Annotated in this window: 10 protein-coding genes and 1 other RNA gene; 7 read left to right on the forward strand and 4 right to left on the reverse strand. The window is 43.2% G+C overall.

Going from position 1 to position 12,822, the window contains the following annotated elements:
- The first annotated feature begins 11 nt into the window (after positions 1 to 11).
- Both HRU80_07760 and sixA read left to right on the forward strand, forming a co-directional pair.
- Positions 12 to 1,208 (forward strand): hypothetical protein, encoded by a 1,197-nt coding sequence (locus HRU80_07760; protein QOJ28782.1) that lies wholly within the window; start codon positions 12 to 14, stop codon positions 1,206 to 1,208.
- Positions 1,205 to 1,684 (forward strand): phosphohistidine phosphatase SixA, encoded by a 480-nt coding sequence (gene sixA, locus HRU80_07765; protein ID QOJ28783.1) that lies wholly within the window; start codon positions 1,205 to 1,207, stop codon positions 1,682 to 1,684. The genes HRU80_07760 and sixA overlap by 4 nt, the downstream gene beginning before the upstream one ends.
- On the opposite strand, the gene ffs is transcribed toward sixA, so the two are convergent.
- An RNA gene (gene ffs / locus HRU80_07770) (signal recognition particle sRNA small type) lies at positions 1,684 to 1,778 on the reverse strand. The two genes, sixA and ffs, sit on opposite strands and share 1 nt — an antisense overlap.
- A gap of 1,246 nt (positions 1,779 to 3,024) precedes the next feature.
- Between ffs and HRU80_07775 the strand changes: the two genes are divergently transcribed.
- Positions 3,025 to 4,494, forward strand: coding sequence for a hypothetical protein (locus tag HRU80_07775; protein ID QOJ28784.1), 1,470 nt, complete (start codon positions 3,025 to 3,027; stop codon positions 4,492 to 4,494).
- Positions 4,495 to 4,519: 25 nt separating this feature from the next.
- Positions 4,520 to 4,906, forward strand: coding sequence for a hypothetical protein (locus HRU80_07780; GenBank protein QOJ28785.1), 387 nt, complete (start codon positions 4,520 to 4,522; stop codon positions 4,904 to 4,906).
- Positions 4,907 to 5,214: 308 nt separating this feature from the next.
- Here the strand turns inward: HRU80_07780 and HRU80_07785 are convergent, their stop codons facing one another.
- Positions 5,215 to 6,162: an SDR family oxidoreductase gene (locus tag HRU80_07785; GenBank protein QOJ28786.1), complete on the reverse strand. Its 948-nt coding sequence runs from the start codon at positions 6,160 to 6,162 to the stop codon at positions 5,215 to 5,217.
- Positions 6,163 to 6,179: 17 nt separating this feature from the next.
- Complete coding sequence (rfbB, locus tag HRU80_07790) at positions 6,180 to 7,238, reverse strand: dTDP-glucose 4,6-dehydratase (protein QOJ28787.1); 1,059 nt, start codon at positions 7,236 to 7,238, stop codon at positions 6,180 to 6,182.
- Between the two features lie 363 nt (positions 7,239 to 7,601).
- On the opposite strand from rfbB, the gene HRU80_07795 reads away from it, so the two are divergent.
- Positions 7,602 to 8,945 (forward strand): UDP-glucose/GDP-mannose dehydrogenase family protein, encoded by a 1,344-nt coding sequence (locus tag HRU80_07795; protein ID QOJ28788.1) that lies wholly within the window; start codon positions 7,602 to 7,604, stop codon positions 8,943 to 8,945.
- A 263-nt stretch (positions 8,946 to 9,208) separates the two neighbouring features.
- Here the strand turns inward: HRU80_07795 and HRU80_07800 are convergent, their stop codons facing one another.
- The gene (locus HRU80_07800) at positions 9,209 to 9,970 is read right to left on the reverse strand and encodes a response regulator transcription factor (GenBank protein QOJ28789.1); all 762 of its coding nucleotides are present in this window, start codon (positions 9,968 to 9,970) and stop codon (positions 9,209 to 9,211) included.
- A gap of 206 nt (positions 9,971 to 10,176) precedes the next feature.
- On the opposite strand from HRU80_07800, the gene HRU80_07805 reads away from it, so the two are divergent.
- Complete coding sequence (locus HRU80_07805) at positions 10,177 to 11,292, forward strand: SpoIIE family protein phosphatase (protein ID QOJ28790.1); 1,116 nt, start codon at positions 10,177 to 10,179, stop codon at positions 11,290 to 11,292.
- A gap of 11 nt (positions 11,293 to 11,303) precedes the next feature.
- Complete coding sequence (locus tag HRU80_07810) at positions 11,304 to 12,716, forward strand: glycosyltransferase (GenBank protein ID QOJ28791.1); 1,413 nt, start codon at positions 11,304 to 11,306, stop codon at positions 12,714 to 12,716.
- Positions 12,717 to 12,822: the final 106 nt, after the last annotated feature.

Raw genomic sequence — 12,822 nt, forward strand, 5'->3', positions numbered from 1 at the left:
ATTTCACTGATTTGCTGAACAAACTGAGTTTAGGCGTAACTGCCCTTATTTTTATAACTGTGGCTGCTTTCAGCGGCTGCACCACCGAATCGGATGTAAAACCCTTCACGGGAAATGATCTGTTTAAGCTTGTTGAATCAGCTGTCGCGGGAAACGAAGCGGTAAATGCCCGGCTTGGAGAGCTCTTTGACTACTCCCTTCCTCTTCCTGGGCAGTGGAATACCTTTTATCTGGACAGCATCACCGCCAAAAACCGTCTGAAGTTCTATTACCTCCTGCTCGAAAACCCCAATCCGGTATATAACAGATTCGCGGTTTATGACAGTCTGGGGCATCTCTATCTTATGGATAAATCGCTTAATGGCAATCTTTCGGTTTTTACCGGTCAGCTTGATTCGATCCCCTACTTCCGGGTAACGGAAAGTTTCAGGACAAAGGATACCATTATTGTCCGTAGGCTTAATTTATATACGTATCATTATACCACCTATTCTCTGGCTTTCAGATCGTTCACCTATTATAAAGAAAACAATGTTGAACGGGAGCAGTATATAGAGTCCATTTCGCTTAAAACTATCAGCACAAAATTCCGTACTGAGCCGAATTCCGATTTTACTCCGGAGGGGGAAATCTTTACCTATGATTCCGGCACCGAAACCTATCAGGGGAAATACCGGTATTTTGATTCGATGGTAGTACAGCGGATTAACACGTTCAAGGGTAAGGTTAGCGACCGGCAGATTTATGATAAAAATACGGCTCTCCGCTCAACAGGGTGGATGTCAGCCGAGGACTCAGCGAAGCTCTTTAAGAAACCGCCTGAGCAGCCAAAGGGTTTTTCGATATTTGTGCCTGAGGGATGGAAGATCCGCAGGGATATCTTTATTACTGCCTATATAAAGCAGCCCAAGCAAGGAACGATGTATATCAATGACAGCCAGGCGGCAAGTTTCTCTGTGATAGAGCTTGCCATTGATGACTCAGCGGAAAATCATCTGAGCCATAGTCTTGAAATACGGGTAGAAAAGCCATTCCCCGTCCGTATGACGGAAATGATGGTGGTTAAGAGGCTGCATATGCAGTTTTTTGAGGTGCTTTGCTCGGACAAGCGTTACCTGATCATCTTTGAAGCGCCGGCATTTTCCTATGAAAAGCACAAGGATATATACGAAGCTATTATCAATTCTTTCGGAGTGAACTGTTCATGAATGTATATTTAATAAGGCACGGAGAAGCTGAATCCGGAGGATATTCCGTGTCTGATTTTGAGCGCCGGCTCACCCCCCACGGCAGGAAGGTGGTTAAAAAGGCGGCTGAATACTGGAAAAAAATTATACCCGTACCGGAACTGATTGTCTCCTCCCCTCTGCTGCGGGCAAAAGAGACGGCTGAGATTGTCCACAGCGTTTTTGGGGTGAAAGCGGAAATAACCTTCGACCGGCTTCTTGCCGGGAATCTGGATACTGACAGCGTCTGTGAAATGATTAATATGACAGGAGTTAATTCAGTCATGCTCTTCGGGCATGAGCCGGATATGTCTCACCATGTTTCGAATATGACTTCTCTGGGGCATCTGCATGTTGAATTCAAAAAGGCAATGATTGCCAGGATTTCATTCACATCCAGGGCTGCAAAAGGGCGGGGAGTGCTGGAATATATGATTCCCGCTAAGATTTTTGAATAAAAAAAGGGTAGACACTTACCCGGACGGAATACTGACCGTTGCTGCCTTCCGGCCCTGGCGGGGTTGGGTACCCGCCCGTCAAGTGCTACCCAAAAAAATTGAGATTTCAAATATAGGGAAAAGAGGGGAGAGATGCGATGGATAAATTGAGCGGGAAGTAACTTATTTGATTTCTTTTACAAGTCAGTTCTGCTGTTGTAATTGCATTCTGGGATATCCATTTGGGGAAAAATGAAATTCACCTCTGAAGCTTCTAAAATTATAAAACTATTCATTACTTTTACGCGGTAAGGGGAGGTTCTTCGGCCGTACATTTTTCCAGTATCTATTTAAATACGGATTCGGTTGTTAACATTATCTTGATTGCAGCCTATCTGCCTAGCTGAAATTTCTCCTGAGTTGAAGAGTACGAATTTATTCTTTATGACGCAGATGCATTAAGAAATCCCGGCTTCGCCGGTATCGTAGTTTTAAAGAACAGTTGTTCATCAGGAGTTTGTAATGATTGCTGATTAATTATTACTCTTAAAGTCATCCGTAATTCCACAGTTTTTTTTACATAGTCTGCCGGTGTCTGAATATTTTTTCTTCAGCAATATGGCTAATTGAAATGCAGTATATATAAAAAATTCATTGGGCGTTTTACCTACCGGAGTGACCACAGAGATTTATATACACCGCAGCCATTAGAAGTATCATCCTGGGTTGGTTAAGAAAAGGGTTAATAAACCGGTTAATATAAGGATTAATAAAACCAGGGCTTTGAAGAGACAATCAATCCTTCTTCTTGATACTCATTATACCGAAACTTCTAATAAAAATAAATCAATAGGAAATTCCTTTGGTTAACTTAAGATGATGCGTATATTTTCTGTGCCCGGGAAGCGTAACCATCTGATTTATTATAACGGAGAAATTCAGATCAATCTGCTGTCATCCATACTGATGCGGCAATTGATAAAAAAGGCCGCCCCGCGGAGTGATAAACCGCGGGGCATTTTTTACCGATTTTTGTTATTAATTATTATAAAAATATTTATATTATTAACGGAAAATGAATATTCAATCTGATTTATTATACCGGATTTTCGGGATTTTAGGGTATAATAATTTCATGGAATTACAGGCCTCCTGTCAGAGCTGAAGGTTTATTGTGAACAGATTATTGGTAAGGGATGATTGGCGGTTCCTGTTTTATTTTCCGGTATGATCAGAGTTTTGCAATCAAATAAGCAGCTCGTATTTCTTTGGTGATTTTTGGTATCCGTTTCATGCGGATATGAGGGTTGAAATGCGCGGTGGAAACGTAAACATTTTTATAGTTAATGGGAGAGAAACCGGTGAATTATTTTCACAGGGTCAGCGAAATACAGGATCTGGAAGAAAAGTGTGGTTCCGGGAATGGTTCATCGAAATTCATTCTGGTTGAAGGGAATAAACACACAGGGAAAACTACGCTTGTTTCAAAGTTTCTGGAGTCCAGAGGGGGAATTTACATTAAAATTACTCAGACTCCTTCACATCTTCAGCTCAGAGAAATTTCTTCAAGACTAAAGCAATATGTGAACGGCGAGGGTTATATTCCCGAACTGGTAAGCTGGGATGAGTTTTTTACCTGTCTGTTTCAGCTATCAAAAAACAAACCTCTATGTGCAGGGCTGGACGAAATTCACAATCTTGAACAGATTAACCCTGGTATTTTAACCCGTCTGAAAAAACTCTGGCAAAAGGATGCACAACACTCCCAACTTAACCTGATTGGGGTGACGCTGCCCGTCTGCCGTCAGGAGGGGGGACAGCTTAAAAGTGTTAGTGTGTTGAATGATCTGTTTCACGGAGTTGTGAAAGTTGGTGAACTCAGTTTTACCGAAGTCTGCCGTTATGCACTTTCAGAGGATGAAAGAGCTGATTTCATCATGCTCAGAAACGTTTATATTTGTTTTGGAGGGCTTCCCCGTATTTATCACTATCTTTCTCAGGAAAAGCTCTGGAGCAGATCATTTGATTCAGTGCTCGGAAGTCTGATGCGAATGCAGTTCAGTCCGCTCGCTCCTGTAATAGAAACCCTGACTCACTCCATTCCCGAAAAAGGAAATACAGTTTATAATTCAGTGCTGCAGTCTCTGGCACATGAGTATGCAACCGTAAGCAGCATAGGGCACCTGATCGGTATTCCTGCCACAAGTGTAATAAAATACCTGACCATTCTTGAAAAAAAGAAAGAAATAATCCGGAGGATTGTTCCGCTATCAACTCCGGAGCCGGAAAAGTCCCGGTATGGCAGATATATATTCCGGAACAATTTTCCCCCCTTCTGGTACCGCTTTAAGGAGCGGAGCAGCGGTATAAATGACCCCGCTGGGTATGAGACAGGAATAGCGGCACTTATACCGGAGGTGGAAGAGTATATCCGCAGCCGTTACTCCAGATTTGCATGCGGTTTGCTGCTTTCCGGCGAGGCGGATGAGTTTTTTGCTGCATGCAGGGGGCCAGAGGATACTGAAGCAGGTCCGGTCTGGAACCGTTTTATTTATTTTGAAACAGCTCTTTATAACCGGAAACGCCATGAGATTAAAATCATCCATTTTGCCGGGGAAAATGATGATTTTAGCACACTGGTAAGCCACGTAAAGAGAATCCGCGATCATTTTGGAATGAAAAAAGCGGAATTGCATGTCTTTATTCCGGAAGCGAATCAAAAAGAATTAAAATTTCTGATACCTTATGAAGAACTGAAAATTCATACCGGCTTCCCCGATGAGCTGATATTTAACCGCAGCGCAAAGGAATTGCAATTGGTCTCTGATTAAATACAAAAACAGACAGGAAAAAGATATGATAGTATCTCAGGAATTGCATTTTGTCCGGGACGGAAATCCTGTATATACAACATATAACAGCAGGAAGCTAAAAGGATATTTACTCGAAAGAGGTGAGGTAGACCGTCATGGTCTGAGGCTGCATTTTGAATGGTACTGCTTCCGGTTCCACCTGACTGTAGAAGTTCAGCCTCCGCCGGAGGGTTATACATATAGCAGGCTCATGTACCGGCATAATGATATCTCTGCACATAATTATTGCAGAACAGGAGTAACCGGGACAAAAGTCCTGTATGGAAGCCAGTTTCATCTGATTCAGAGCAGATTCTGGCTGCCGAGGATATTTTCAATTTTATCCAATCCCGATAAATTCAGAGCTGTATATAGTTCAGCAAAAACTTAGAGTATTATCTTCTATTACCACTGACTGGATTTGAACCATCCAGTCAGATCCACGGTAGGCCCCGCAACCTCTCTATGGCGGGGCTTTTTTTTTGAATGGAGGATGCAGAATGGTAAGCCACTATTGAACTATTCTAACAGATGATGTTGTACCCACTTTTTTCTCTCTATCAATCACCTTAAAATTATCAAATTATTGACCTCAGTGGAAGTCTATTCACATTAATCACTAAAAACCAGGCATGAACGCCTCCGGAATGAGAAGGTAACTCCGGAGGCTGTTGAAATCTTTTCGGATTTAAGACACCTTTAGCTGTGTAACGCGGCGCCTTTGAAGTAATCCAGTGCTTTGATCAGGCCTTCATTCCTGCTTACTTTCGGCTCCCAGTTAAGCAGGGTTTTTGCTCTGGTGATATCAGGCTGTCTTACCTTTGGATCATCCACCGGTAAGTCTAGAAAAGTAAGTTTGCTCTTTGATCCGGTGAGCCGTACCACTTCTTCAGCAAATTCTCTTATGGTAATTTCCTCAGGGTTGCCGATGTTCACCGGGTCTGATGTATCGGACATCAGAAGTTTGAAGATGCCGTCAACCAGGTCGGATACATAACAGAAACTGCGGGTTTGTGAGCCGTCGCCAAAAACGGTAATATCTTCACCTTTGAGTGCCTGTGAAATGAATGCCGGCAGTGCGCGTCCGTCATTAAGCCGCATTCTTGGTCCGAAGGTATTAAATATTCGTACGATTCTTGTTTCAACACCGTGAAAACGGTGGTAAGCCATGGTAATAGCTTCAGCAAAACGTTTGGCTTCATCATACACACCGCGGGGGCCGATCGGGTTTACGTTGCCCCAATAGTCTTCCGTTTGCGGATGAATTTCCGGATCACCGTATATCTCTGATGTTGAGGCAAGAAGGAAGCGGGCTTTTTTTTCTTTTGCCAGTCCAAGTGCCTTGTGAGTACCGAGAGAACCTACTTTAAGCGTCTGAATAGGCATCTGCAGATAATCAATAGGGCTTGCCGGTGAGGCGAAGTGAAGGACATAATCCACATTGCCGGGGACGTGAATAAAATTTGTTACATCATGCTTGATAAAACTAAAGTGGTCATTCCCGAAAAGATGTGATATATTATCAACTGATCCGGTGAGAAGATTATCAATACAGACTACATCAATTCCGTTTTCAAGCATTTTTTCACAGAGATGTGAACCAAGAAATCCTGCTCCGCCGGTAATGACTGCGCGTTTATTACTCATTTAAAAACTCCTTATGTTTATAATTTGCCCAGCCGTTCAAGCTGGTATTTATTGGAAAGAACTGCCGTGCACCAGTTGTTATTATTAAGATACCACTCTACGGTAGTTCTTATGCCAGTTTCGAATGTATATGCGGGTGAGAATCCAAGTTCGCGTCTGATCTTTGAAGCATCTATTGCATAGCGTTTGTCATGCCCCGGACGGTCAGTCACAAAAGTAATCAGTTCACGATAACTCTTCCCGGCCAGCGGCTTCATCTCATCAAGCAAATCGCAGATAGCATGAACAATTTCCAGATTAGTCTTTTCATTATTGCCGCCGATATTATAAGTCTCGCCTGGTTTTCCTTTCTCAAGCACACTCAGCAGCGCACGTGCATGATCATCCACAAAAAGCCAGTCACGGATATTATCTCCCTTGCCGTACAATGGAATTGATTTATGTTTCAGGGCGTTCAGGATAATGACGGGAATAAGTTTTTCAGGATACTGATAAGGACCGTAATTGTTTGAACAATTGGTTATAAGCACCGGAAGTCCGTACGTATGATACCAGGCATTCACCAGATGATCAGATGAGGCCTTGCTGGCGGAATAGGGGGAACGGGGATCATACGGAGTCTCTTCGGTGAAATATCCCGTATCTCCCAGAGAACCATATACTTCATCAGTAGAAACATGAAGAAAGCGAAACAGATCTTTATCTTCCGGAGAAAGCATCTTGAAGTAGTCATATGCCTCGCTCAGCAATATAAAAGTGCCATTGATATTGGTTTGAATGAATGCATCAGGCCCGTCAATGGAACGGTCCACATGAGATTCTGCGGCGAGGTTCATTATATATCGGGGAGAATACATAGAAAATACTTTTCTTACGGCTTCCCTGTCACAAATATCCGCCTGAATAAATGTATATCCAGGATGGTCTTCGATATCAATAAGTGATTCAGGATTGCCGGAATAGGTCAGTTTGTCAATATTTACCACAGAATAGTCTGTATAATTAATAATTCTGCGGATAAGGTTTGAGCCGATAAATCCGGAACCTCCCGTCACGAGTATGGTCTTTTGGTTCATGTTCACTTTCAGATTAATAAAATATCTGAGGACAAAATTAGAGGGTTGTTTAGGGCAGGCACCGCAATCTCAGATAAGCGGAACAAAATTTCCTCCGAGCGGGCATAAGTAACAGTGAAAAATTCTGTACTGTTTATGGGGATAAAATGACGGGAATACTGAATCCGGTGAGCGGTAAATAGAGGGGGTCAGCTAATATGTATTAAAATAACAAGCGGAAAATCATCCTGACCAGATTTTGGAAGCCCTCTATACCGGACAAGCAGGATTTTGATCCGTCTGTCGGATTGAAAACTTTATCAGCGGGTTATCTCCTTACAATTGCAGCATAAATTTTTTTCAATATAAAACGGAACAAACATCATGAAAATCACCGTAGTCGGAACCGGATATGTAGGACTGGTTACCGGTACCTGCTTTGCCGAAATGGGTAATCAGGTACACTGCATCGAAAAAAACCCACAGAAATTAGATCAGCTGCAAAATGCACAAGTACCAATTTTTGAGCCGGGACTTGAAGGACTCTTTTTTAGAAATATTGCACAAAAACGCCTTACCTTTTCCAATGATCTTAAACAAGGCATTGAAGAGGGAGAGGTTATCTTTCTCTGTCTGCCCACACCTCCGCAGGAAGACGGCTCGGCAGATCTTCAGCACGTATATAAAGTAGCTGATCAGATCGGAGGCATTCTTAAGACCTCTGACAAAAAGGATTTTAAGATTATTGTAAATAAAAGCACTGTACCGGTAGGAACGGCAAGGAAGGTAGATTCAATCATCGCAAAACATGGGGCTGATAATTTTGCGGTTGTATCAAATCCTGAATTTCTGAGAGAAGGTTTTGCTGTGGAAGATTTTATGAAACCGGACAGAATTGTCATCGGTTCGGATGATCCTGATGCTCTGGCAAAGATGAAAAAGCTGTATGAGCCTTTTGTAAGGCAGGGGAATCCGATTATTGAAATGGACCCGGAAAGTTCAGAAGTAACCAAGTATGCAGCTAACTCCTATCTGGCCATGCGTATTACGTTCATGAATCAGCTAGCTAACTTCTGTGAAAGTGTGGATGCAAATGTTGATCTTGTACGAAAAGGGATGGGTACCGATTCCCGGATAGGTAAGCGTTTTCTGTTCCCAGGAATAGGATATGGCGGCTCCTGCTTCCCGAAAGATGTGAAAGCACTTATCCAGACAAGTAAATCAACCGAATCAGAACTTAGTCTGCTTGCAATGGTGGATTATATAAACGATGAACAGAAAAAGGTGCTGGTTCACAAAGTGAAAAATTATTTTAAGAACTCCCTAAAAGGAAAGAAGTTTGCCGTGTGGGGACTCGCATTCAAGCCAAATACCGATGATATGCGTGAGGCACCCTCAATTACCATTATCAACAGTCTTCTTGAAGAAGGAGCAGCAGTTACTGCCTATGATCCGGTTGCCATGGAGAAGGCAAAGGATGTTTTTGGAAACCGTATCTCCTACGCGGAGAATGATTATGCCGCGTGTGAAAATGCAGACGCTCTGCTCATCCTGACCGAATGGAATGAATTCAGAAATCCTTCGTTTGAAAAACTGGAGAGTCTGCTCACCACAAAAGTGATTTTTGACGGAAGGAATCTCTTTGAAAGTACAGAAGTTGCCAGGGCAGGATTTGATTATATCTCTATCGGGCGTACTCCTGTATTAACAAGTAATAATCATAAATAAAAACCCGTTTTTCGCAAAGATGCCGCAAATGCTACAACCTTGTTTTAATTCCACGATGTTTGCATTTGCGGTGTTTCGGGGAAGAAAATGTAACAGGTTGGTAATGCCGGTTTTGCAGGGATAGTTCGCGCGCTGTCCCTTCCGGGCGGTGTGAGACGAAGTAATTGTAAAAATTATTCGTATATAAAAATATTATGTTGCTATTGCTCCGCGTTTTGCATTCGCGGAGCGAATTTATACTTCACACTTCATTGTTAAACAACCTATTCCCCGCCGTATATTTCACGGATTTTTGAATAGTATCTTCGGCTTATTTCAAAAGGTTCTGTGATGCCTTTTAATTTAACCCGGTAACTGCGCTGAAACCACTTCTCCACTTTTTCGATTCCCTCAATATTAATGAGGGTTGCCCGGTGAATCCGGATAAAACTGGTTTGCGGTACCATATCTTCCCATTCTTTAAGAGAAAGAGATGAGATAATCTTCTCGCCGTTGGTGAGAAAGACTTTCGTATACTTGTCTTCAGCAGTTACACAGATGATGGTCCCGATTTTTACAAATTTGGGATTCCCCTTGTCCTTTAACATCACAAATTCATTAGGGTTGTGTTCTTTGACCGGCAGTTTTTGGGGTACGGCTGCTTTCATGCTCATCAGCTTTTCCCGTTTTTCCATCTGGGTTATTATAGCTGAGCGAAGTTCCTCCATGTTAACCGGCTTCATCAGGTAGTCATCGGCGCCAAGTTCCATTCCCTTCCTGATATTTTCCCGCTCATGCATAGAAGTAAGAAAGATGAATGGAATAGTGGCTGTTGTATCCTCCTTCCCCAGTTCCTTTTTTAACTGATAGCCGTCAAGTTTAGGCATCATAACATCACAGATGATAAGGTCGGGGAGGACTCTTTTTGCCAGAGCAAGTCCCTCTGCTCCGTCGGGAGCGGTAATTACAGCGTATTGTTCAAGTTCCAGGAAAGTCCGGAGCATATCACGGATAACGCGCTCGTCTTCAATTACAAGAATAGTCAAGCTATAAATCCTGATTTAGTTTGTGAAAAATACCTAAAAGCGGGGACTTCAGGAAGAGAACCTTTTCGTAATATGGCAGGAAAAGTTTGTTTTCCGAAGTTCCCGTCCGGTTAAAAAAAAGTACCGCTTATCGTTACCGGGTTTACCAGGCATTGGGTATGCGGTATCATTGCAGCAGTAAATTTTATCATTAAATAATCAGAGCTATGAAAGCATTTCTCGTGGATGATGACACCCGGCTGCTGCAGATGCTGCAGATGCAGCTTGAACTGCACGGGTTTCAATGTAAAACCACTTCAGATTCCGTAACGGCTGCCCGGACAGCAGAATCATTTAATCCCGACATTATCATATCCGATCTGCAGATGCCGGAAGTTGACGGCTTTTTATTCAGGAAGCAGGTTATGGATAATCCGCGGCTGCGGGAGATACCCTTTATCTTTCTCACTTCAAATGACGAGGAGGAGAACCTGCTTGAGGGCTATAATCTGGAAATAAACGATTATATCCAGAAGACAACCAGTCCGCGTTTGCTGATTAAAAAAATTGAGACCGTACTTCAGAACCGGACACTTTTAAAGCAATCGGCAAAACAGGAACTTAAAAAAGCCGCTTCACTGGTTTCACATCAGCCTGAGGAACAGCAGCAGATCGCTGATAATTTTACCGTAAGCATCATATGCAGACCATTTGCAGACACACCCGGGGGCGATTTCGTGGAAAAGATAGACCTTATCTCCGGGCAGACACTCTATATCATTGCTGATGTTATGGGTAAGGAATGGGAGGCGTGGTTTCACTCATTTCCGTTTAAGAGCCACATCAAAGCAGCAGTTTCAGAACAGCAGCAGAAGGGGGGAGCGTTTGATGCCGCTGCGGTGCTTGATTCTCTTAACAGAATAATTACCAGTGACGGGCTGCTTGCCAATTATTCGATAGCAATTACGCTGCTTGTGGTTGATCTGCATCAGTCTTCTGTGCAGATAGCAGGAGCCGGAAGTCTTCCGCTGTTCTGGATCAGACAGAATGGTATGGTTGAGGAAGTTGATCCCATCGAAGCAGCCCCGGGTTTCAGCCGTAAGACTGTATATACTTCCCGGGTTGTCTTTCCTGAGAAGGGGGAACGGCTGCTTGCCTTTACGGACGGTATCATCGAGTCGGCAGGGAATAACAGCCTTAATCTTTACCAGGAACTAAAGAATCTGCTTGCGGAGCATCCCGGTTATGAAAGTCTTGAGTGGCTTGAGAAGGAAATTAAAAGCCAGGCTGGATTTGAAGCTAGTGATGATGTCACCCTCCTTGAAATAAGAAGAAATTATTAAACGGTATTTCTATGTTGTATGAAATTATTTTCTGGTCAGTCTTTTTTGTAATTGTATATACCTATGCGGGTTATGCACTTGCCGCGGTGATTATTGCAAAGATTCCCCTCTTCAGAAAAAGCTTTTTCCTTCCCCGGAACAGGAGAGAATCAGTTGTCTCACAAGAGAATCCATACGAACCAAAGGTAACACTTATTATTTCCGCGTTTGCTGAGAGCAGAGAAATTATCAGGGAGAAAATCAGAAATACTTTTGCGCTGAATTATCCTAAGGAAAAACTCGAAATCTACTTTGCGATTGCGCTTGATAAGCGGGGTGATACCGATGAAACGCTTGATGAGTATTTCCGTTATTTTATGGAAAGCGGAGTCTCCACCGGGCTGAAAAGCAAGACCGAAGAACTGCTGAGCAGGTTCACAATTCTTGATGCAGAGGGCAAACCGGATATTGAAGCCCTCAACAGAATTATAGCATTGCTCGAATCGGTTGAGGCAGATACTACTCAGATTGATCTCGATTATAAAAAGCAGCTTGAGGATATGGCAGCCGGGAGAGATTTACGCTGGTTTGTCACCAAAGATGTTGAGCGGAAAGGGAAGATTTCTCAGGTGAACCGCACCGTTAAAAAAGCCTCAGGAGAGATTCTTGTCTTTTCTGATGCAAACTCAATGTTCAACAGCGATTCGATTAAAAATCTGGTCAGACATTTTGCTGATTCACAGGTGGGGTGTGTTGCCGGCGAAAAGAGGATCAGGAAAAATGAGAATTCATCCAGCGGTGAGGGGGAGGGCTTTTACTGGAAATATGAATCATTCCTGAAAAAAATTGACTCACAGATTTACAGCACTATGGGTGCTGCGGGAGAGATTTACGCAGTCAGGCGAAATCTGATGGAACGCGGGGTTCCTGAGAATGCCATAATCGAAGATTTTGTCCTCTCCATGAAACTGGTTGAGGATGGTTACCGCATTGTTTATGAACCGGAAGCATACGCTGAAGAAGATCCGACGGTCACAATAACGGATGAATACAAAAGAAGAGCGAGAATTTCGGCAGGAGGTTTTCAGTCTATCGTTTTGCTCAGAAAACTGCTTAACCTGTTCAGTTACCGGATGGCTTCTTTTCAGTACATCAGCCACCGGGTGCTTCGCTGGGCCGTGGTTCCCTTTCTGCTGCCGGTTATCTTCATTTTGAACCTCTTTCTGCTTGACAATCCGGTTTATCTGGTGCTGATGGTCTTACAAGTAATTTTCTATCTGCTCGGTGCCGGGGGGTATGTGCTTGAGAAACGGCACAAAAAAATCAGGATATTCAACATAGTCTACATGTTTCTCATGATGAACTTTTCCGCATACGCAGGTCTGAAAAGATTTCTAAGCGGTAAACAGTCAACGCTCTGGGAGAAGGCAGCAAGGGTTTCCTGAAGCGGCATTGGGCTATCATGCAGCGGGTTACAGATGTCTGACCGTTCAGGAGAAATAATGTACCGATTGTCGGCTATTGCCTGTTAACGCTCTCCCTGACCACTAA

The organism is Ignavibacteriales bacterium (assembly GCA_015709675.1).
Lineage (GTDB): Bacteria > Bacteroidota > Ignavibacteria > Ignavibacteriales > Ignavibacteriaceae > H2-BAC3.

Coding starts and splice junctions, on each gene's coding strand:
- HRU80_07785 (QOJ28786.1), bottom strand. CDS start 6,162: ATGAGTAATAAACGCGCAGTCATTACCGGCGGAGCAGGATTTCTTGGT.
- sixA (QOJ28783.1), top strand. CDS start 1,205: ATGAATGTATATTTAATAAGGCACGGAGAAGCTGAATCCGGAGGATAT.
- HRU80_07780 (QOJ28785.1), top strand. CDS start 4,520: ATGATAGTATCTCAGGAATTGCATTTTGTCCGGGACGGAAATCCTGTA.
- rfbB (QOJ28787.1), bottom strand. CDS start 7,238: ATGAACCAAAAGACCATACTCGTGACGGGAGGTTCCGGATTTATCGGC.
- HRU80_07810 (QOJ28791.1), top strand. CDS start 11,304: ATGTTGTATGAAATTATTTTCTGGTCAGTCTTTTTTGTAATTGTATAT.
- HRU80_07805 (QOJ28790.1), top strand. CDS start 10,177: ATGAAAGCATTTCTCGTGGATGATGACACCCGGCTGCTGCAGATGCTG.
- HRU80_07795 (QOJ28788.1), top strand. CDS start 7,602: ATGAAAATCACCGTAGTCGGAACCGGATATGTAGGACTGGTTACCGGT.